Here is a 19,581-nt window from a genome sequence, read left to right as displayed (position 1 = left end):
TCGGGCCGGAACAAGGGGATGCAGCCGCAGTTCGCCCCTGAACCGGTCAGGACTACGTTGCCGCAGGTCAAGCCGGCCGTTCAATCGCCCGGGCGGGCGGGTGCGCGGACCCGTGTTCCCGGCGCGCGAGGATCATGTCCTCGTGCGCCGGTGCTCCGCTCCCCTCAGGTCCGCCCGGTTCGGCCCCGTTCCGCGCCGCTCTGCGGAGCGCGACCGCGCCGCTTCTCGTCCGGCCCCGCCCAACTGCCTTTCCGTCACTCGTCGTCGGTCACCGCGGCCAGCGCGGCCGCCGGGTCGGGATCGGCGGGCCCGGCGGGAGTCCAGCGGCCCGACTCCTCGCGGTAGGGCCACCAGCGGCCGTCCTGCCCGTACCGCAGCTGGGCACCTGCCCCCACCACGGTCCAGCGGTTGTCGGCCAGGTCGAACCGCGGACAGGCTCCCTGCTCCCACGCCTGGTCCAGCTGTACGCGCGCCCTCGTCAGTGCCTCCGCGCCGGGCGTCCACCGTTCCTCCAGTACGGACAGCGCCGCCGCGCCACCGCAGCGCCAGGCCCGGACCGCAAGGGCCAGTTCGGAGCGCTCGCGTCCCGAACCCGCGGCGAGACGGTCCGTCAGCCACGCGTCCGTGGCCGCGGCGGCCAGCCGTACGGCATCCTGCTGGGGTGTCAACTCCACGGCCGGAGGGCGGTGTTCGTGGTCCGGAGCGAGCGCCTCGGCCAGCAGGAGCACCGCCCTGCGGGCCGCGTCCGCCGCCAGGAACTCCAGTGCGCCGGGGTCCAGGCCGGGCGCCGGACCCGTCTCGGTGTCGAGGGACGGCGGCTGTCCCGGCGCGTCCGGGACCGGCGATGGCGAAGGCAGCGGCGGCAGTGTGTCCACCGCGGCGAACGCCTCGTCGGCCCGCACGCCCCCCTGCTCACGGTCCTCCCCGCACACCCCGGCACTCTCCGGGCCGGCCGTCTGTCCGGCGCTGCGTCGCTGCAGCTCGTCCAGCAGCTCCCGCTCACCGCGCCCGCGCATCAGCAGCAGTACGAACGGGTCCTCGTCGAGGAGACGCGCCACCTGGTAGCAGAGCGCGGCCGTGTGCGGGCAGTGGTCCCACGCGTCGCAGGAGCACTCCGGTTCCAGATCGCCGAGCCCCGGCAACAGGTCCACCCCCGCGGCGGCCGCGTCCTCCACCAGGTGCGGCGGCATCTCGCGGTCCAGCAGCGCCGCGATGTGCCCCGCGCTCTCGGCCGCCATCCCGAGGAACCGGTCCCACTCCTGGTCGCTCAACTGCTGCAGCAGCACATCGCTGCGGTACCGCGATGAGTCCGGATCCCGTACGACGGCTGTGATCCTCCCCGGCAGTACGGACACCGCGCCGACGGCGCCCTGGCGGGCGTACCTGCGGCCCTTCTTCAGCTGCTGTCCGTCGAGAGCCGTGTCCTCCAGGGCTTTCAGCCAGGCCACGCCCCACCAGGTCCCGGCGAAGGCGCGGCCCTGGGCCGGTGCCAGGGCGGCGAAGGTGCGCTCCGGTGTGTCCGTACCGCTCATCGTCCACTCCCTCGCAGTTCCACCAGATCCGCCAGCTCGGCGTCGGTCAGCCCGGTCAGCGCGGCCTCGCCGCCCCCGAGCACCGCGTCGGCCAGTTCGCGTTTGCGGTCGAGCATCTCGGCGATCCGGTCCTCGATCGTTCCCTCGGCGATCAGCCGGTGCACCTGGACCGGCTGGGTCTGCCCGATGCGGTACGCGCGGTCGGTGGCCTGGGCTTCGACGGCCGGGTTCCACCAGCGGTCGAAGTGCACCACATGCCCGGCCCGGGTGAGGTTGAGGCCGGTGCCCGCGGCCTTCAACGACAGCAGGAAGACGGGCACTTCGCCGGCCTGGAAGCGGTCCACCATGTCCTGCCGGCGGGCGATCGGGGTCCCGCCGTGCAGGAGCAGGGTGGGCACCCCGCGGGCTGTCAGATGCCGGTCGATGAGCCGCGCCATCCGTACGTACTGGGTGAAGACGAGTACGCCCGCGCCCTCGGCGAGGATCGTGTCGAGCAGCTCGTCCAGCAGCTCCACCTTGCCCGAGCGCCCCTCGGTGAGGGGTTCGTCCTCCTTGAGGTACTGCGCGGGGTGGTTGCAGATCTGCTTCAGCGCGGTCAGCAGTTTCACCACGAGGCCGCGGCGGGCGAAGCCGTCCGAAGCGGAGATCTCCGCGAGCGTCTCCCGCACCACGGCCTCGTACAGACCGGTCTGCTCTCTGGTGAGCGATACGGCGCGGTCGGTCTCCGTCTTCGGCGGCAGCTCGGGCGCGATGCCTGGGTCGGACTTGCGTCTGCGCAGCAGGAACGGAGCGACCAGCCGGGAGAGCCGCTCCGCCGCGGCCGGGTCCTTCCCGCCCTCGACGGCCTGTGCGTAGCGCGTGCGGAATCCGCTCAGCCTGCCCAGCAGACCGGGTGTGGTCCAGTCGAGGATCGCCCACAGCTCGGAGAGGTTGTTCTCCACCGGGGTGCCGGTGAGCGCCACGCGGGCGCGGGTGCCGATGGTCCGCAGCCGGCGGGCCGTCGCGGAGTACGGATTCTTCACGTGCTGCGCCTCGTCGGCGACCACCAGCCCCCACGGGGTTCCGGCGAGCCGATCGGCGTCCAGCCGCATGGTGCCGTAGGTGGTCAGGACGAACTCCCCGCCGGCCAGGTGCTCCAGGCTGCGTGCCGCACCGTGGAAGCGGCGTACGGGAGTGCCCGGCGCGAACCTCTCGACCTCCCGCTGCCAGTTGCCCATCAGGGACGCCGGGCAGACCACCAGGGTGGGGCCCGCCGAGTCCTTGTCGCTCTGCCTGTGCAGATGCAGGGCGATGAGGGTGATGGTCTTGCCGAGCCCCATGTCGTCGGCGAGGCAGCCGCCGAGACCGAGCGAGGTCATCCGGTGCAGCCAGTTCAGTCCGCGCAACTGGTAGTCGCGCAGGGCCGCGTCGAGTGCGGCGGGCTGCCCGATCGTCTGCTGGCCGGTGCCCTCCGGGTCACCGAGACGGTCGCGCAATCGCGCGAGCGGGCCCGTCGCGGTGACCTCCACCTGCCGCCCGTCCACTTCCGTCGTACCGGTGAGCGCCGCGCCCAGCGCCGCGATCGGAGCGATGGCGCGGCCCCGGGTGTCGCGGGCCTCGCGGGCGCGCCGTATCTCCTCCGGGTCGATCAGCACCCACCGGTCGCGCAGCCGCACGGCGGGCCTGCTCGCCTCGGCGAGCTGGTCGACTTCGGCGCGGCTCAGCTGCTGATCTCCCAGCGTGAAGCGCCAGTTGAAGGCGAGCAGGGTGTCGGCGGACAGCACGGACGGCAGATCCGTGGCGGGCCTCTCCGCAACCCGTGCCGAACCAGCAGCGGTGTCCGCTGCCGAACCGGCGTCGTCGTCCGTGCCGATGACGGCCCGCGCCGTCAGCGTGCGGGAGAACTCCCGGGGCCAGTGCACCTGTACGCCCCCGGCCGAGAGCGACCGGGCCGCCTCGCCGAGCAGTTCGGCGACTTCCTCGTCGGCCAGCTCGACCGCGTCGGGAACGGCGGCCGAAAGCAGCGGTCTGAGCGGAGCCCAGGCGCGGGCCGCCCGGCGCAGGGCGAGCAGGGCGTCCATCCGGGCCCGCGGCCCGAAGCCGGGTGCCGAGCCCGACCAGACGTCCGCCGCGTCGGCGGTGAGGGAGGGGTCGCTGACGCCATGCATCTGGAGGACGGCACGGAAGGCCGGCCCGTCGTCGGTTTCCGCGCCGGTGGTGGACAGCCCTGTCACCTCCACCCGTAGGGAGACGCGGACGCCGGCGTCCTGACCGGCCGCGACATCGGCGGCCCAGGCCTGCTGCCCGGGCAGCTTCCGCGGTTCGGCGGCGGCGAACGCGGGGCCTCCCGCGGCGAACGAAGCGGCGGGTGTCCGCGGCAGCCCGTCCGCCACGGCATCCAGGAAGGCGCGCACCAACTCCTCGGGCGCGGGCAGGCGTACGGGGTCGGCAGCCGGGTCCAGCGGCACGGCGTGCGCGGCGGGCGGCATGGCCGCGGCGAGGTCCCGCACGCGCACCAGATCGGCGGCGTCGAGGGGTCCGGCCCGCCATGCCTCGTAGCCGCCGGGGCTGAGGCCCGGCAGCAGCCGCCCGCGGGCGGCGAGTTGGAGAGCCAGCAACGCGGCCGATCCCCAGAAAGCGACAGCCGCTGACGCGTGTGCGCCGCCACGGCCACGGGTGAGGACGGGCAGGGCTTCCTGTACGGTCAGGACAGTCGCCCGTACGGAGTACGGGCGGATGTCGCCGCCGACGACGAGCAGCTCCTCCATGGAGCCGGGGCTCGTGGGCGGCTCGCTGCCATCGGGGTGCCAGAAGGCGACCCTTCCGGTACGTGCCGGGTCCGCAGGCAGGAAGACCGCGGAGCAGCGGGAGAGTTGGGCGATCTCGGAGAGCGTTGCCGTGGGGAGTCCTTGCACAGCGATAGCGCATTCCTCAAATTTGACTACTGTGGGTCGGGATCGCCGAGGGTACCTCATCAGAGGGCCGCCGGTGACGCCGTCACTGTGCGGCGCGGCATGCTCCGGCGCGCAGTGGAGGTAGCACCACCTCTTCGGCAGGGGGCTGTCCCCCTCTCTCAGCCGGGTGGTGGCGCCATGGTCCCCGCAGTCCCGAAACCATACGTTTCATGAGGTCAGCGCATGGGCCAACAGACCGGAGACCGACATGCCACAGACCGCCTCGCTGCTCGTGGAACCCGAGCAGAAGACGGGCAGCGACTTCGCCCCCCTCCTGAGGGCGGTGAAGGCACATGGGCTCCTGGAGCGGCGCACCGGCTGGTACATCCTCAGCACGAGTGCCAACCTGCTGGCCCTCGCCGCGACGATCGCCGGCATCGTCCTGGTCGGTGACTCCTGGTGGACGCTCCTGCTGGCGCTCCCGCTGGCCGTCCTCTGGTCGCGCACCGCCTTCTTCGGGCACGACGCCGGACACGCGCAGATATCCGGTGACCGCAGGGTGAGCCGCGCGGTCGGCTTCTTGCACAGCAATCTGCTGCTCGGTATGAGCTACGGCTGGTGGAACGACAAGCACAACCGTCACCACGCCAACCCCAACCACGTGGACAAGGACCCCGACGTCGGCGTCGGCGTCATGGTCTGGACGCAGAAGCAGGCGGCCGAGCGCGAGGGCCTGTCCCGCTGGCTCACCCGCAACCAGGCGCGGCTCTTCTTCCCTCTGCTGCTGCTCGAAGGCATCGCCCTGAAGATCTACGGCTTCCAGACCGTGCTGTCCCGGGAGAAGCACGACGGGTGCCGTCAGCCGGGCCGCGAGCGGGCCGTCGAGGGCCTGCTGCTCCTGGTGCACCTCGCCGGGTACGCGACACTCCTGCTGACGGTCATGTCGCCCGGCAAGGCCCTCGTCTTCGCCCTGGTGCACCACGCGCTGTTCGGGCTGCACCTCGGGATGACCTTCGCCCCGAACCACAAGGGCATGGAGATGCCCGACCCCGACGGCGAGCGCTGGGGGCATCTGCAGCGCCAGGTTCTGACCTCGCGCAACGTACGCGGCGGAGTGCTCACCGACTGGTTCCTGGGCGGGCTGAACTACCAGATCGAGCACCATCTCTTCCCGAGCATGCCCAGGCCCCATCTGCGGCTCGCCCAGTCGCTGGTGAGCGCGCACTGCCGGACGCTGGGAATGCCGTACGCGCAGACCTCCCTGATCGACTCCTACCGGCAGGCGCTGACGCACATGCACGAGGTCGGAGAGCCGCTGCGCGCGGCGTAGCGGTACGCAGTGGAACCGCGGGGCTCGCCCGTGCGTTTCACAGACAGAGAGCGGCATCAGCCGCTGAGGAGGCGTTGATGTCCAAGCCCGCAATGATCGCCGTCGGCGGCGTGGTCGCCGGCATCATCCTGATGATGCTGATCGGATTCCTTCCGGGGCTGCTGGTGCTGGTCGGAGTGCCCGTCGTGGCGTATCTGCTGCTCGACCCCAGCCAGCGCAGGAGGCTGCGCAGGATCACCCGTAAGGAGATAGGCCGCTGATTCCCGGCCCCCGGAGGGAGTGCGCACCGCACCTCCGCAGGGGGCCGTATGCGCTGTCCGCGGAGGGGCGGGCGGCTGCGGTCCCGGTCAGGCTGGGCGCACGGCCAGCTTCTCCAGGGCCTCCAGCAGCGCCGGCAGGGCGGGGCCGCGCCCGACCGGCACGACGTCACCCGGCTGGTCGTCGAGGAGCAGGAAGGCCATGTCGTCGGTCCTGGCGACCAGCGACCAGCCGGGGCCGTCCGCGCGCAGCGTGCGGGCACCGCCCGGCGCGAAGGCCGACCGTATGCGCCCGAGCGGCGGCGGCGTGTCCAGGTAGGCATGCAGCTCGTCGATGACGCGCCGGGCGGGCCCGGGCTCACTCTCCGCTTGGCCGGCGGGCGTACCGACCTCCGCGGGTTCCCCGGGTCCTCCCGGTCCCCGGGGTTCTCCGGTATCCGCCCGTTCCTCTGGTTCTTCGGAACCCTGGGGGCCGACGGGTACGAAGGTCTCGTCGTCGCCGATCTGCTCACGCCACTGCGTCCACTGCAGCGCGATCTCATCGGCGCCCAGCCGCCGCTGCGCCGGTCCCCAGGTGTCCGACGCGGGGGGAGCCAGCGGTGCGCGGCCGCCGTCGGGCAGCTCCTCGGGGTCGTGCGGCGCGGGGATCCCCGGCGCGGCGACAGCGACATCGAGCGGCCAGCCCGGGAGCGAGGCGACGATCGACCGGTCGTCCGGCGACAGGTCGTACTCCATGCCGCAGTCCCAGGAGGCGATGGCCACGGCGACCAGCGACACATCGTCGATCGCCACGGTCCACCGCGCGCCCGCGCCGTCCTGTCCCAGGACCACGCCGTATCCGTCGGGGCGCGGATCGAGCCCCAGGGAGTGGCACGCCGAAGGGAAGTCGTCGCCGAGCACGCTCGGGAACTGCGCTGGGGTCAGCAATACCGCAGTCAGGACATACAGCGCGTCGTCGCCGGTATCGTCCGTCCCCGTCACGTGAGCCTCCTGTTGATCAGTCGTGGGCGCACCCTAACCAGTCAGTAACGCCAACGTCGAGTGTTTGTTCGGAGGAACCTCCTCCGCTTGTGGAGACTCGGCGCCGCAACGGTGGCGGGGTGGTCCCGGACAGAACATCTAGCCGTTGCGCACGGCAAGTGCGAGAAACCGGTCCGGCTCATCGGTGTACGAGCTCATCCGCCACCCCGATGCGGCGAGGAGTGTGCGCAGCCGCCCCTCGCCGCGCAGGTCGTCATCGGTGAGCAGGCGCCCCTGCCGGGCCGCCAGTGCCGCCCGGCCGATCGGATGGAACAAGGCCAGCAGGCCACCGGGCTTGACGGCGCGGGCCAACTCCCGCGCTCCGTCCTCGGGGTGGGGCAGATGTGCGATCAGGCCTGCGGCGAACACGGCGTCCAGCGACTCCGTGAGGACAGGCAGCCGGGCGACGTCCGCGAGCAGCAGCTGGGCGTCGTGGTGCCGGCCCGCCCGCGCGGCCGCCGCCAGCATCTCGGGCGTCAGGTCGGCTCCGATGACGTAGCCCGCCGTGCCGACCGCATCGCGCAGCGCGGGCAGCGCCCGTCCGGTACCGCAGCCCGCGTCGAGAACCGCGTCGCCGGGGCGCAGCCCCATTTCCGTGACGGCGGCGGCGAAGGCGGGGCCGTCGTCCGGGAACCTGGTGTCCCAGCCGGCGGCCCGGGCGCCGAAGAACTCCTGGACATGTGTGTGGTCATCGGTCATGAGGAGATGATCCCCCGGCCGGGCGCCCCGGACGCCCCCGCGCCGGGTGCCCGTGCGCGTCCGGGTCCGGAACCGCTGCGTACCGGGTCTGTGGCCGCTCCCCTCCCCATGTCGCGCGGTATCGAATACCATAAAGAGCAGCAAAAGGGGCATATCGGCCCACCGCGTGAATCCTGGGTGGCCGACCGGGGTGGGGTGCCTCCGGAACGGAGGAGGATCAGAGATGGCTACGAGCCATACCGCGCGCGCCCCCCGAACCCATTTCGTCCTTGACGAGCATCTGCCCGTCGACCACAGACTGAGCCGCGTCTACCGGTTCGGTGCCGGTCTCATGGGCCTGATCCTGCTGGCGTTCGGGATACTCGGTGTGATCGACAAAATCGGCTTCTTCAGCACCGGCGGAGACATGGTCGCCGGGCTGAACACCAACGGCGCCCTGAGTGTCCTGTCGATCGTGATCGGCCTGATCCTGATGGCGGGCGCCGTCATCGGCGGGAACATCTCGTCGATGCTCAACATGGTCATCGGCGTGCTCTTCATCATCAGCGGGTTCGTCAACCTCGCTCTGATCGGCACGAGCTCCAACTTCCTCGCGTTCCACATCCAGAACGTCCTGTTCAGCTTCGTGTACGGGATCCTCCTGATGACGTTCGGGATGTACGGCAGGGTGTCCGGTGGTCTGCCGCACGACAACCCGTACTGGCGCGCCCGGCACGAGAAGCACGAGCGGCACGCACAGCAGGCCACCGCGCGCTGACCACGCCCGTGCCCCGGTTCAGCCGCCGGAGGCGTCGAGGCCGGCCAACTGCCGGGCCAGTGTCTCCGTCGACTGGAACGTCGCGCCCAGCAGCGCCACATGCTTCCAGTGGAGCGTCCCGTCGGGGGCGATCAGGAACACGGCGCGGCGCAGGCCGATTCCCGGCGCCGCGATGCCGAGAGCCCGTGCCACGGACCGGTCGGTGTCGGCGAGCAGCGGCATCCGGAGGCCGTACTTCCGGGCGAACTCCTCATGGCTGTCCACGCTCTGCGGGCTGATCGCCCAGACCTCGGCGCCGCAGTCCGTGAACGTCTCAAGACCGCTGGAGTACGAACAGAGCTGCTTCGTGCAGACGCTGGTGTCGTCGCCCGGATAGAAGGCGAGGACCAGCGGATGCCCGCGCTGCTCGCTCAGTACGAATTCGCGCCGCTCGAAGACGTCGGCCCTGAGAACGCCGCCGGGCAGGGAGAAGTCCGCAACGGCTCGGCCGGGCGTGGGTGTTGATGCCATCAGTCACTCCAGAGAAGTACGGGTACCGCCGAGTATGCCGACCCGGCGGGTGCCGGTGCTGGGGGAGGGGCGTCACTCTGCCGTGACCACGACCGAGTGCCAGCCGCTCGCACCGTCCGGGATCGTGTCGGTGCGTTTGGACGTCTGCGTCGTGCCGGTGCGGTCGGTCGCCCGGACGGTCAGGGTGTGGCTGCCCGACGCCGTGGGCTTCCAGGGGAACGACCACTGGCGCCAGGTGTCGGTGGTGTCCTGCGACGCGAGGTGTGCGCTGTTCCACGGGCCGTCGTCCACACGGACCTCGACCCGCTCGATACCGCGGTGCTGGGCCCATGCCACCCCCGCGATCATCACGGTTTCCCCGTTCTTCGGGCGGGCGAACGGCTTGGGCGTGTCGATGCGCGACTCGGTCTTGATGGGCCCCAGTTTGGACCAGTCCCGCTTCACCCAGTACGGGTCGTAGTCATCGAACGTGGTCAGTTCGATGTCCTCGATCCACTTGCAGGCCGACACATATCCGTACAGGCCCGGGACGAGCATCCGCACCGGGAATCCGTGTTCGAACGGCAGCGGCTTTCCGTTCATGCCGACCACGAGCATCGCGTCACGGCCGTCCATGACGTCCTCGACGGGGCTCCCGATCGTCATTCCGTCCACCGAGCGCGCCACCAGCTGATCGGCGGGCCCGCCCTTGGACGGCGGCTTCACACCAGCCTCCTTGAGCAGGTCGGCCAGGCGCACCCCGATCCAGCGGGCGGTGCCGACGTAGGGCCCGCCGACCTCGTTCGACACACAGGTCAGAGTGATGGTGCGCTCGATCAGTTCGCGGTGCAGCAGACCCGTGAAATCGACGGTGAGGGGGCGGGCGACCCCCTTTCCGTGGATGCGCAGCTTCCAGCTGTTGGCGTTGACCTTTGGCACCACCAGGGCGGTGTCGACCCGGTAGAAGTCCGAGTTGGGGGTGATGAAGGGGCTGACGCCCGGAATCCGCAGCTGGGCGCCCTTGGGCACGGGCGCGGCGGGGGAGGCGGGCCTGGGCAGCGTGACCGCGTTCCGGGAGGCCACGGCGTTGCCGCCGCTGGCGTTGTTGAGCGACCTGCCCAGCGCTCCGGCGCCGGTGGAGACGGCGGCTGCGGCGGTCGCGGCGATGACGAAACCACGCCGGTCCCAGCCCCGCTCCTCGTCCGGTTCCGCCTCGTCGACGGCGGATCCGGCGGGATCCGGGCCCGCGGCCGCTGCCGGGGTGAGCCGGCCGATCAGCCAGTACAGCAGGCCCGCTGCCACGACCGCGCCGACGACCGAGGGCAGGGCGTCGGAGAAACCGGTGGAGTCGGGGCGGCTGGTCGCCGCCACGCTGCCGATCACACCGAAGACCAGCACACCTGCCGCGCCGGCCCGCCGGTGGTGCAGGGCCACTGCCCCGAGGGCGGCGGCCAGCAGGGTGAGGACGGCGAGGATGCCGAGCTGGAGCACCAGCTTGTCGTTGGTGCCGAAGTGCCGGATCGCCCAGTCCTTGAGTGCTGGGGGCGTGCGGTCGATGGCGGCGGAGCCCACTGCCACGACCGGCCCTGATTCCGGGCGGACGGCCGCCGAGACCAGTTCGGCGACGGCGAGAGCCGCATAGCCTGCGAGCAGCCCGCACAGCGCCGCCAGCGGCATACGGATCCATGTGCTGGGAGTTTTCGTCACGGTCTCTTCTTCGGAACCGGCCGGCCTCCGGATTGGTCCGGGCGCCACCCGGGTGATCGCTGCGGCATTCGGCTCACCTGCGGCGTCCGTGACCAATCCCCGGCACTCCCACCACCGAATAGCGGGTGAATGGATGCCGGCCTTCCCGCCGGTCCACAAGACTGGGAGGTGCGGTGTCGGTCGATGACGCGCATACGGCGATCGGTGCTTATGCGCTCCATGCACTCGGCGATGACGAGCGGGTCAGGTTCTTGGCGCACTGCGCCGAGTGCCCCGCGTGCTCGCAGGAGGCGGACGAGTTCGCCGAGACCACGGCGAGACTCGGTATGGCGCTGCGGACCGGTGTTCCCGCGGGGCTGAAGGAGCGGGTCCTGAGCGATATTGAAGGCGTGCGGCAGGAATCGTCCGGACGGTTGGCCACCGGGTTCGCATGGTGGCGGGCGCTCGTGCGCGGGCCGAGCGCGTACTGATCCACCACGCCATGCCGCTCGACCACACATGAGTTCCCCGTCCGGCGTGCTGATCACCGCACGGATTTCTCTCACCGCACGTACTGGTCGGTGCCGGTGCTAATCCGCCACCGCGGCCTGGGCGAGCACCTTCTCGATGCGCACCCGGACGAGGAGTTCGCCCGGTACGCCGTTGCGTTCGGCGAATTCCGCCGCGCGTTCCTCACCCATGTACCGGGCTCCGATCAGGCCGGCCCAGTGCCCCACTTCGGACAGATCCTCACTCAGCGTCGCGTGCCCCTGGAGCACGACGAACGAGAACGGCGGCCGGTCGTCGTCCACGCACAGGGCCACGCGTCCGTCGCGGGCCAGATTGCGGCCCTTGACGGTCCCCTTGCCCGTGTTGAACACCAGGTCCTGCCCGTCCAGGACGAACCAGATCGGGGCGATGTGCGGGCTCCCGTCGGCGCGTACGGTCGAGAGCTTGCCGGTGCGGGTGGAGTGCGAGACGAAGGCCCGCCACTGTTCCTCGGTCATCTGCTGTGCCATGACAGCATCATCGGCCGTTGGCGGCCGCGTCGCGAACCGAACGCGCCCCGCACGCGTCTCCTTGCCCGGAGCGCGGCTGTGGTGAAGGCTGGCCGGAGTTCGCGGGGGACCGGGGAGACGAAATCAAGGGGGAGGGGCGGGTCATGGCGCTGAGCAAGGGACTCGACTGGCTGCTGGACGACCTGGCGAACCGGGTCGAGCACGTCCGGTACGCGCTGGTGCTGTCCAACGACGGACTGGTCACCGGGGTGAGCAAGGATCTGGCGAGGGAGGACGCGGAGCATCTGGCCGCGGTTGCCTCCGGTCTGCACAGCCTGGCCAAAGGGTCGGGACGGCATTTCCGCGCGGGTGGGGTCCGCCAGACGATGGTCGAGTTCGACGAGGGGATCCTCTTCGTCACCGCGGCGGGCGAGGGCAGCTGTCTCGCCGTCCTGAGCACGGCCGAAGCCGATATCGGGCAGATCGCGTACGAGATGACTCTGCTCGTCAACCGGGTCGGCGAGCACCTCGCGGTCGCCGACAGGCAGCCCGACGACGCTTCGTCCGCAACCTGGTGACACGGCGCTGACCTGCGCAGTCCGTCCTGCTCACGGAGTTTTCCACAGGCCGGCCGGGCGGTGGGGCTCCCCCGGCTACTCTGATTACAGAGAGTATTCGTTCCTCACGGGGGAGGGTATCATGGCTGTAACCGAAGCGGACCGCGGCAACACGACGACCGCGGCCGGGAGTGCCGGAAAGGCGCTGGCTCCCGGCCGGGCCGCGCGGGAACTGGGCCTGAAGCGAGGCGAGTTCGAGCTGGCCGTCCAGCTCGGCCATATCGGAGTCACGACGGACGGGGTTGGTGCGCGTCGCCGGATCGCCATGGAGGAGGTCGACCGGCTCAGGGCGATGGAGGGTTTTCCGGACACGCTGCGGGGTCGCGTGATGACGGTGGGGACGGCCGCGGCGGCCGAGCTCGTCGGCATCAGTCCGGCCCGGTTCACCAGGCTGGCGCGCGCCGGCTGCTTCACGCCCGTCTCGTTCCATCTGAACCGCTACCGGGCTGTCGTCTGGATGTATCTCGCCGCAGAGGTCGAGGAGTTCGCGTCGGATCAGCCCGCGCTGCTCACGGGCCGGGCCCCGGAGGCACTGCGCGGCAGGCTGGCGGCGGGGGAGGACTGGCGCGCACGGAACTGGCGGGGCCGCCGGCAGGCGCTCTTGCTGCGGCGGGCGGAAGGCGCCTGGGCCCGGGCTGCCGTGCTGGCGGGTGCGCTCGATCCGGTGCAGCTCGCAGAAGTGGTCGACGATCCGTACGAGCGCGCGTATCTGAACAGGCTCCGGCCGGAACCAGTGGCTGTACGGCCGGACTCCCCGGCGGCGCGGGAGGCGGCCGAGAGGCTGCTGTCGCCGGACGACCCCGACGAGATCCTCTGGTGCAGGACGAGTCTGATTCTGGCCCTGGAAGAGGCCCGCGCGGGCGTGGGTGCCCCGCGGCCGGGTGACGCCGTCCGCCCGGCCGCCGTCGTGGTGGCCCGGCCGGAAGGCGGTGGCCGGGCGAGGGCGTTGCTGGCGAAGTGGCGGCTCCGGGAGCCTGGTGGGGACTCCGCAGGGGCATCGGGAAGGGCCGGCGGCCACTCCGCAGGCTGACAACCCATGGTTGACAGTGACTCTGCTGTCAACCATGGGTTGTCACATGGTGAATCCAGTCCCGGCGGCTCATCCGGTCCGGCTAGACGACCTGATCGAAGCCATCAAAAAAGTCCACTCCGACTCTCTGGAACAGTTGACCGACGCGGTCATCGCCGCCGACCACCTGGGCGAGGTGGCCGACCATCTGATCGGCCACTTCGTGGACCAGGCGCGGCGGTCGGGCGCATCCTGGACCGACATCGGCAAGAGCATGGGCGTGACCCGGCAGGCAGCGCAGAAGCGCTTCGTCCCCAAGGGCTCCGGCGAAGCCCTGACTCTCGACCCCAGCCAGGGGTTCGACCGCTTCACGCCGCGCGCGAAGAGCGTCGTGACGGCGGCGCAGGACGAAGCCCGCGCGGCGGGCAGTGCCGAGATCGGAGTCGGGCACCTGACGCTCGGGCTCCTGGCCGAGCCCGACGCACTCGCGGCGCAGGCGCTGATCTCGCAGGGCGCCCAACTGGACGCCGTACGCGAGGCGGCCACCGCCACCCTGCCGTCCGAGTCCGAGTCCGAGTCCGAGACGGCGCCGGAGCTGATCCCGTACGACGCCGCCGCACGCAAGGTGCTGGAACTGACCTTCCGGGAGGCCCTGCGGCTCGGCCACAACTACATCGGAACCGAACACATCCTGTTGGCGTTGCTGGAGTTCGAGGACGGTGCGGGGGCGCTGTCCGGCCTCGGTATCGCCAAGGCGGCCACCGAGTCCCACGTCGTACAGGTACTGGCGGCCATCACGGCCGGCCGGGGGCAGAAGTGATCCGCCCCGCCTGAGGCGCACTGCCCGGCCAACGGCGCGGCCCCTCAGACGGGTTCCGCCTCCTGGCCGGCTCAGGCAGCTGCGCAGGGGGCGCAGAGATGGAGGAGAGGTGGCGCCCCTCGCTCGCGACTGTGCGCGTTCCGCTGCCCGGGGGCGGACACGGTGAAGCACGGTGAGTCGGTGGCGGACACGGTGAAGTGCGGCCGTTCCGAGGGCCCTTAGGACCGCAGCCGTATCCAAGTCACCGGCTGCGGTACTGATCACACCTCCTACCGGATACGGTTCTGGGTGTGATCAATGGGGACGATATGACACCGGGCACCGCGCTGCTGCTCGCGGCCGCTCCGGAGGGCAAGGGCCGGCTGACCGACGCGACCTCCGTGCTGGCGACGCTCGCGGCGGTGCCCCCGAGCGCACTCACCGGCACCGCGGTCGCGACCGTTGTCGAACTCGCGGACCCCATGGATCCGCAGACGGTCCTGACACGGCTGCGTGCCGTCGCGGCCGCTCCCGGGCCGCTCCATCTGTACATGGCGGGCCAGCTGCAACTCGACCGCAGACAGCGGCAGGTGCACCTCGCCCTCGCCCGCACCACGGCGTCCACCGTGCGCTACAGCGGACTGCCGTGGCACTGGCTCACGACCGAACTCGCCGTACGGCCGCCCGGCACGACGACCGTGGTCGTCGACCTGGTGGCCGACTCCGAGACCTGGGAGCAGCTCGCGCACGGAGACTTCGGCCTCGGGCCGGGAGTACGGCTGTACGGGCGGGTCGCACCGCCCCCCGGACGCCGCACGGTGCTCGGGCCCAGCTATCTGAAGGCCATGGCGGAGATCTGGCGCACCGGAGCGAGACCGCCGATGGGCCAGCTCCACGAACTGGCCGCGGCGCAGGGCGGATCCGATGGCGCCCTGCTGTTCGGTGCGGGCGAGGGCGTTCCGACGGCCACGGTGCCCGGCCTCGTGCCGCAGCACGATCGGGCCCCCGTCCCGCCGCAGGCCGGCCGGAACACCGCAACCCTCCCGCTGCAGGCCGGCCAGAACACCGCTCCCGTCCCGCTGCAGGCCGGCCGTGCGCCTGTCCCCGGTGCCGCGTCGGTCTCGGTTCCCGCCGCTTCCGCAGCCGTGGTCCAGGCCTCCGCGCCGGAGCCTGCCCCCGATCCGCACCCCGCGATCCTCTCGGCTGCGCGTGCCGGACGCCATACCGAGGCCGCCGCCGCGGCCGCTGCCTGGGAGAGCGAGGCGCTGCGCGCCTACGGGCCGGGTTCGGCGCAGGCCCTGCACTGGCTCGAGGTGCGGGCCGACCTCGCCCATCTGGCCGGAGACGCGGGGCGCAGCTGCGAACTGTGGCTGATGGCCGCGGGCGCGCGCCTGCAGAGCGGCCAGGCCGAGGACGACGCCGAGGTCGAGGCCGCGGTGGACCGTGCGCACCATGAGTGGGGGCAGATACCGGACCCCGCACGGGTTCGTACTCTCGCCCCGGATCTGGTCGGGCTGCGCCGCCGGGTCCCCGGACGCCAGCGTGGAGCGCTCCAACTGCTCCAACAGCGCCTGGAGCGGCTGGAGATCCATAACCCCGGCGCGGCCCGTCAGGCATAGGGAAACCGCCGACAGCGGGAGGCAAGCGCCAGGGACGCTGTGACGCGCAGGCTCTTATGGGGAGTGGGTAGTGCATCGCGCGGAAACCAGCCTTCTTCGCGCGCACGGAGCCACGGAGCCACGGAGCGACGTGTGGTGAGCTACTGGGTTGTCACAGGGTCTCGCCGTCCACGCCCTGCCGCACTCGCGTGACATGGGGATTGCCGGCTGTCTCACGGCTTGACCGAAGTGTTCTGTCTCACTGCCGTGTCCCTTCCTCACTCGGGACTGCCCGCGTGCGGCGCCCGCTGCTGCTTACCTGGCGGAGGAGTGCGAGGGCCTCTTCGGAAGAGGAGCCGGCGGAGGTTGTGCACACGATGAGCACCTGTTCCGATGCGCGGGCGATCGACAGCGTCTGCTGGGTCACCGTCACCATGCCGACGACGGGATGGTGCAGTTCGTAGGACGCGGCGTCGCACGGCGCCACCCGGTGGTCCGCCCACAGTGCGACGAACTCCGGGCTCTTCATCGTCAGCTCGCCGATGAGCGCCGCGAGCAGCGGGTCCTCCGGATGCCTGCTGACGGCGATGCGCAGGTTGCCGACCACCGCACGCGCCTTGCGCCTCCAGTCCGCGTACAGCTCCTGACCGTGCGGGTCCAGGAACAGCATCCGGCTCATGTTCGGACGCCGTACCGGGTCATCCGGGTCAAGGAGGCCCAGGTGACCGGCCAGCAGGGCGTGCCCGAGGACGTTCCAGGCCAGCACATCCGTACGGCGGCCGAGCACCATCGCCGGGACACCGTCCACGGCGCGCAGGAGGTCGCGGGTTTCCTCGGTGAGGGTCTCCGGCCGGGGGCGGCGTGGCCTGCGTGCGTGGCGGCCGGCTTCGGCGAGCCGGTCGAGGTGCTCGCGTTCGTGGTGGTCGAGCAGGAGAGCGCGGGCGATCGCGTCGAGCACCTCGGCCGAGGCCCCTCGGGACTGGCCCTGTTCCAGCCGGGCGTAGTACGAGACGCTGACGCCCGCCAACTGCGCCAGTTCCTCGCGCCGGAGGCCGGCCACCCGCCTGCGGGGCCCCAGGTCGCGCAGGCCGACGTCCTCGGGCCGTAGCCGCGCCCGTCGGGCTTGGAGGAAGGTGCCAAGTGGGCCGGGTGCGTTCATCGCCCCAGTATTCGGTGCGCCGCCCGTCCCAGCCACACCCTGCGAGGGGTGGGACAGGACGGGAGTGGCTCGCGCCCGTCCATGCGGCCAAGCTCGTTCCCGTCCGGCGACGTACCCCCGGCCCGAGGACGGACCACATGGATCACAACCCAGAGCAGATCACCCTTGGCGATGTCACCATCACCCGCGTCAGAGAGTTCTACGGCTCGGCCGAGATGCCACCCGCCACGTTCTTTCCGGACAGCCCCAACGGCTCGTGGACCGAGCACCGTGACTGGCTGGCGCCCGACTTCTGGAACCCGCGTACGGACGAATGCCGTACGGCGATCCAGTCCTGGCTGCTGCGCAGTGAGGGGCGCACGATTCTTGTCGACACCGGCGTGGGCAACCACAAGGACCGGCCCTATGCGCCGGTATGGAGCCGTCTGGACACGGACTACCTCGACAACCTCGCCGCCGCCGGAGTGCAGCCCGAGGACGTGGACATCGTGGTCAACACCCACCTGCACGTCGATCACGTCGGCTGGAACACCCGCCTCGACGGCCGGAACTGGGTGCCGACCTTCCCCAATGCCACCTACCTGATGGCCCGGCGGGAATTTGAATTTTGGGACCCGGCCAACGGGAACAAGAGCGTGCTGGGCCGCGGGAACCAGAACGTCTTCGAGGACAGCGTCACGCCGGTCCACCAAGCGGGACTGACACACCTGTGGGAGGGGTCGTACCGGATCGACAGGAACCTGCGTCTCGATCCCGCTCCCGGACACACCCCCGGTTCATCCGTGCTCACTCTCGAATCCGGCGCCGATCACGCCGTGTTCGTCGGGGATCTGGTGCACACCGCACTGCAGATCGCGGAGCCGGACATCAACTCCTGCTTCTGCGAGGACCCGGCACAGTCCCGCGCCACCCGGCACGGGCTGCTCGGCCGCGCGTGCGAGAACAACGCGCTGGTGTTCCCGGCCCACTTCGGCGGCCACGGCGCCGCGGAGATCGCACGCAGCGGCTCGAAGTTCGCGATCAAGGAGTGGGCGGGCTTCTCCCGCATCTCCTGATGTCCCCTTCCCAGCCCCTTCCAGTTCCCCGCCCCTTCCAGAGAGGAAGCTCCCATGCTCCGGCAGGCATATCCGGTCGTCGAAACCCCTTCGGGCGCCGTACGCGGCCTGCGTGACCGAACCGGCGAGCGCTACCGCGCCCTCCCCTACGCGGCCGCACCCACCGGCGCCGGCCGCTTCGCCCCGCCCGCACCGCACCCGGGCTGGTCCGGTGTCCGGGACGGCACGCGGCCCTCGCCCACCGCTCCCCAGCCGGCCCGCGACTTCGGCCGACTCGACATGACCCCCTACTTCGGGCCGGGCTGGGTGCCCGGCGGGGAATACCTGACCGTCGACGTCCATACACCTGCACCCTCCGGCAGACGCCCCGTCATGGTCTTCGTGCACGGCGGTGGCTTCGTCACAGGCTCGAACCGCGCGGCGCTCTACGACGGCAGCGCGTTCGCCCGCGACGGCGTCGTCCTGGTGACGGTGAACTACCGGCTCGGCATCCCCGGGTTCCTTGATCTGGCGGGCGCTCCACCGAACCGCGGGCTGCTCGACCTGCTCGCCGCACTCGGTTGGGTACGCGACACCATCGCGGCCTTCGGCGGCGACCCCGAGAACGTCACGGTCTTCGGCCAGTCCGCAGGCGCCACGCTCGTCGGCGCGCTGCTCGCGACACCGCGGGCCAAGGGCCTGTTCCGGCGAGCGATCGTCCAGAGCGGCAACGGCACCGGCGCATTCACCCCGGAGCAAGCACAACGGGTCACCGCCGCAGCGGCCGCCGCGCTGGGCGTCGAACCGACCGCCGAAGCATTCGCCCCGATCCCCGACGAGCACTTTCTGGCGGTCCTGCCCGCACTGGCCGGCCTCGACCTGCGCACCGGTACCGCCCCAGACCCGCTGGCGGGTCTCAGCCCGTTCAGCCTGGTCCTGTCGGTCCAGCCCGCCGACGCCCTCGCTGACGGCCCGGCCGCGGACATCGACCTGCTCATCGGCACCAACACCCAAGAAGGGCACCTCTACCTCGCACCGCGGGGCGACCTGGAGTCCACCACGCAGGCCGACGTACTCGCTGTGGCCACCCGGGCGCATGCGGACCCGCAGACGGTCCTCGCCGCACTCCGTGCGGCACGGCCGGACGCAACACCGGGCGAGCTGCGCTCCGCCGTGCTCGGGCAGATCCTGTTCGAGACCGGTACGACGCGTATGGCGCGGGCCCACGCGCGGATCTCGGGAGGCCGCACGCACCGCTACTCGTTCGGGTACCGCTCGACGGCCCTGGACGGGCGACTCGGCGCCGCCCACACTGTCGAACTGCCCTTCGTGTTCGACCTTGCCGACGAGCCCTGGCTGCACGGGGACGCCGATCTGCTCGGCCCCGCCCCCGCCCCCGCCGGGCTGGCGGCCCAAGTACACGGCGCCTGGGTCGCGTTCGCCCGCACCGGAAACCCGGGCTGGGCTGCCTGCGCCCCGCAGCGACCCACCGTGGAAATCCTGGGCGAAGAGGAAACCGGCTGACCGGCCCGTCTCAGCCTGGTGGCCGATGAGCCATCGGGTGGCCACCTGTCCCCTGTGCCGTGGTGTCGCAGATCCCCGTCGGAGACCTGATTGCCGCCGACCGGTTCGGGCCAGGCATCCAGGAACAAGCCTGGCGCAACAGGCGGTACGGCTTCCTCCGTGAGGGCGTCGACCGGACGGTCGGCGCCCTTGCCGGTGAT

Annotated in this window: 18 protein-coding genes; 10 read left to right on the top strand and 8 right to left on the bottom strand. The window is 71.3% G+C overall.

Annotated features, from left to right (window positions below):
• Positions 1-254 precede the first annotated feature (254 nt).
• Together OG285_RS00760 and OG285_RS00755 are read right to left on the bottom strand one after the other, a co-directional pair.
• Positions 255-1,532 carry an SWF or SNF family helicase gene (locus tag OG285_RS00760; protein ID WP_371789801.1) on the bottom strand — a complete coding sequence of 426 codons (1,278 nt, stop codon included), beginning with the start codon at positions 1,530-1,532 and terminating at the stop codon, positions 255-257.
• Positions 1,529-4,486 (bottom strand): DEAD/DEAH box helicase, encoded by a 2,958-nt coding sequence (locus OG285_RS00755; RefSeq protein ID WP_371789800.1) that lies wholly within the window; start codon positions 4,484-4,486, stop codon positions 1,529-1,531. Before OG285_RS00755 ends, OG285_RS00760 begins: the two co-directional genes overlap by 4 nt.
• 187 nt (positions 4,487-4,673) lie before the next feature.
• On the opposite strand from OG285_RS00755, the gene OG285_RS00750 reads away from it, so the two are divergent.
• Together OG285_RS00750 and OG285_RS00745 are read left to right on the top strand one after the other, a co-directional pair.
• On the top strand, positions 4,674-5,735 hold the full coding sequence (locus OG285_RS00750; RefSeq protein WP_356832866.1) for an acyl-CoA desaturase: 1,062 nt from the start codon (positions 4,674-4,676) through the stop codon (positions 5,733-5,735).
• A gap of 77 nt (positions 5,736-5,812) precedes the next feature.
• Positions 5,813-5,995: a hypothetical protein gene (locus tag OG285_RS00745; protein ID WP_266861614.1), complete on the top strand. Its 183-nt coding sequence runs from the start codon at positions 5,813-5,815 to the stop codon at positions 5,993-5,995.
• An 87-nt stretch (positions 5,996-6,082) separates the two neighbouring features.
• Here the strand turns inward: OG285_RS00745 and OG285_RS00740 are convergent, their stop codons facing one another.
• Positions 6,083-6,973, bottom strand: coding sequence for a hypothetical protein (locus tag OG285_RS00740; protein ID WP_356832868.1), 891 nt, complete (start codon positions 6,971-6,973; stop codon positions 6,083-6,085).
• Between the two features lie 138 nt (positions 6,974-7,111).
• Complete coding sequence (locus tag OG285_RS00735) at positions 7,112-7,711, bottom strand: class I SAM-dependent methyltransferase (protein WP_356832870.1); 600 nt, start codon at positions 7,709-7,711, stop codon at positions 7,112-7,114.
• Between the two features lie 223 nt (positions 7,712-7,934).
• On the opposite strand from OG285_RS00735, the gene OG285_RS00730 reads away from it, so the two are divergent.
• Positions 7,935-8,468, top strand: coding sequence for a DUF4383 domain-containing protein (locus OG285_RS00730; RefSeq protein ID WP_356832872.1), 534 nt, complete (start codon positions 7,935-7,937; stop codon positions 8,466-8,468).
• Positions 8,469-8,486: 18 nt separating this feature from the next.
• Here the strand turns inward: OG285_RS00730 and OG285_RS00725 are convergent, their stop codons facing one another.
• Positions 8,487-8,978 carry a peroxiredoxin gene (locus OG285_RS00725; protein WP_356832874.1) on the bottom strand — a complete coding sequence of 164 codons (492 nt, stop codon included), beginning with the start codon at positions 8,976-8,978 and terminating at the stop codon, positions 8,487-8,489.
• A gap of 72 nt (positions 8,979-9,050) precedes the next feature.
• Entirely contained in the window at positions 9,051-10,634 is a 1,584-nt protein-coding gene (locus OG285_RS00720) for a molybdopterin-dependent oxidoreductase (protein ID WP_356833087.1), read from the bottom strand.
• A 203-nt stretch (positions 10,635-10,837) separates the two neighbouring features.
• Here OG285_RS00720 and OG285_RS00715 point away from each other — a divergent pair, with 203 nt between their 5' ends.
• Positions 10,838-11,134, top strand: coding sequence for a zf-HC2 domain-containing protein (locus tag OG285_RS00715; RefSeq protein WP_356832876.1), 297 nt, complete (start codon positions 10,838-10,840; stop codon positions 11,132-11,134).
• Positions 11,135-11,233: 99 nt separating this feature from the next.
• Here OG285_RS00715 and OG285_RS00710 read toward each other — a convergent pair whose 3' ends face one another.
• Entirely contained in the window at positions 11,234-11,662 is a 429-nt protein-coding gene (locus tag OG285_RS00710; protein WP_356832878.1) for a PPOX class F420-dependent oxidoreductase, read from the bottom strand.
• A 143-nt stretch (positions 11,663-11,805) separates the two neighbouring features.
• Here OG285_RS00710 and OG285_RS00705 point away from each other — a divergent pair, with 143 nt between their 5' ends.
• The 4 genes from OG285_RS00705 to OG285_RS00690 all read left to right on the top strand — a co-directional run bounded on the left by OG285_RS00705 (position 11,806) and on the right by OG285_RS00690 (position 15,685).
• Complete coding sequence (locus OG285_RS00705; protein ID WP_356832880.1) at positions 11,806-12,219, top strand: roadblock/LC7 domain-containing protein; 414 nt, start codon at positions 11,806-11,808, stop codon at positions 12,217-12,219.
• A 121-nt stretch (positions 12,220-12,340) separates the two neighbouring features.
• Positions 12,341-13,288 carry a DUF6397 family protein gene (locus OG285_RS00700; protein WP_371789799.1) on the top strand — a complete coding sequence of 316 codons (948 nt, stop codon included), beginning with the start codon at positions 12,341-12,343 and terminating at the stop codon, positions 13,286-13,288.
• Positions 13,289-13,334: 46 nt separating this feature from the next.
• Positions 13,335-14,087: a Clp protease N-terminal domain-containing protein gene (locus OG285_RS00695; RefSeq protein WP_371789798.1), complete on the top strand. Its 753-nt coding sequence runs from the start codon at positions 13,335-13,337 to the stop codon at positions 14,085-14,087.
• A gap of 290 nt (positions 14,088-14,377) precedes the next feature.
• Entirely contained in the window at positions 14,378-15,685 is a 1,308-nt protein-coding gene (locus OG285_RS00690; protein ID WP_371789797.1) for a hypothetical protein, read from the top strand.
• A gap of 238 nt (positions 15,686-15,923) precedes the next feature.
• Here OG285_RS00690 and OG285_RS00685 read toward each other — a convergent pair whose 3' ends face one another.
• Positions 15,924-16,823, bottom strand: coding sequence for a helix-turn-helix domain-containing protein (locus OG285_RS00685; RefSeq protein ID WP_371789796.1), 900 nt, complete (start codon positions 16,821-16,823; stop codon positions 15,924-15,926).
• A 137-nt stretch (positions 16,824-16,960) separates the two neighbouring features.
• Here OG285_RS00685 and OG285_RS00680 point away from each other — a divergent pair, with 137 nt between their 5' ends.
• Together OG285_RS00680 and OG285_RS00675 are read left to right on the top strand one after the other, a co-directional pair.
• A complete protein-coding gene (locus OG285_RS00680; RefSeq protein ID WP_371789795.1) occupies positions 16,961-17,878 on the top strand; it encodes an MBL fold metallo-hydrolase in 918 nt (305 codons plus the stop codon).
• 54 nt (positions 17,879-17,932) lie between these two features.
• Positions 17,933-19,381, top strand: coding sequence for a carboxylesterase/lipase family protein (locus tag OG285_RS00675; RefSeq protein WP_371789794.1), 1,449 nt, complete (start codon positions 17,933-17,935; stop codon positions 19,379-19,381).
• The last annotated feature ends 200 nt before the right edge of the window (positions 19,382-19,581 follow it).

Source organism: Streptomyces sp. NBC_01471 (assembly GCF_041438865.1).
Taxonomy (GTDB): Bacteria; Actinomycetota; Actinomycetes; order Streptomycetales; family Streptomycetaceae; genus Streptomyces.
Note: the sequence above shows the minus strand (reverse complement) of the source record. Positions and strands in the feature narration are given on the sequence as shown.

Excerpts from the sequence above, each read along its gene's own strand:
- OG285_RS00745 (WP_266861614.1), top strand. The coding sequence starts at position 5,813 with ATGTCCAAGCCCGCAATGATCGCCGTCGGCGGCGTGGTCGCCGGCATC.
- OG285_RS00750 (WP_356832866.1), top strand. The coding sequence starts at position 4,674 with ATGCCACAGACCGCCTCGCTGCTCGTGGAACCCGAGCAGAAGACGGGC.
- OG285_RS00700 (WP_371789799.1), top strand. The coding sequence starts at position 12,341 with ATGGCTGTAACCGAAGCGGACCGCGGCAACACGACGACCGCGGCCGGG.
- OG285_RS00680 (WP_371789795.1), top strand. The coding sequence starts at position 16,961 with ATGGATCACAACCCAGAGCAGATCACCCTTGGCGATGTCACCATCACC.
- OG285_RS00760 (WP_371789801.1), bottom strand. The coding sequence starts at position 1,532 with ATGAGCGGTACGGACACACCGGAGCGCACCTTCGCCGCCCTGGCACCG.
- OG285_RS00735 (WP_356832870.1), bottom strand. The coding sequence starts at position 7,711 with ATGACCGATGACCACACACATGTCCAGGAGTTCTTCGGCGCCCGGGCC.
- OG285_RS00720 (WP_356833087.1), bottom strand. The coding sequence starts at position 10,634 with ATGCCGCTGGCGGCGCTGTGCGGGCTGCTCGCAGGCTATGCGGCTCTC.
- OG285_RS00710 (WP_356832878.1), bottom strand. The coding sequence starts at position 11,662 with ATGGCACAGCAGATGACCGAGGAACAGTGGCGGGCCTTCGTCTCGCAC.
- OG285_RS00730 (WP_356832872.1), top strand. The coding sequence starts at position 7,935 with ATGGCTACGAGCCATACCGCGCGCGCCCCCCGAACCCATTTCGTCCTT.
- OG285_RS00725 (WP_356832874.1), bottom strand. The coding sequence starts at position 8,978 with ATGGCATCAACACCCACGCCCGGCCGAGCCGTTGCGGACTTCTCCCTG.
- OG285_RS00755 (WP_371789800.1), bottom strand. The coding sequence starts at position 4,486 with ATGAGGTACCCTCGGCGATCCCGACCCACAGTAGTCAAATTTGAGGAA.
- OG285_RS00685 (WP_371789796.1), bottom strand. The coding sequence starts at position 16,823 with ATGAACGCACCCGGCCCACTTGGCACCTTCCTCCAAGCCCGACGGGCG.
- OG285_RS00705 (WP_356832880.1), top strand. The coding sequence starts at position 11,806 with ATGGCGCTGAGCAAGGGACTCGACTGGCTGCTGGACGACCTGGCGAAC.
- OG285_RS00675 (WP_371789794.1), top strand. The coding sequence starts at position 17,933 with ATGCTCCGGCAGGCATATCCGGTCGTCGAAACCCCTTCGGGCGCCGTA.
- OG285_RS00695 (WP_371789798.1), top strand. The coding sequence starts at position 13,335 with ATGGTGAATCCAGTCCCGGCGGCTCATCCGGTCCGGCTAGACGACCTG.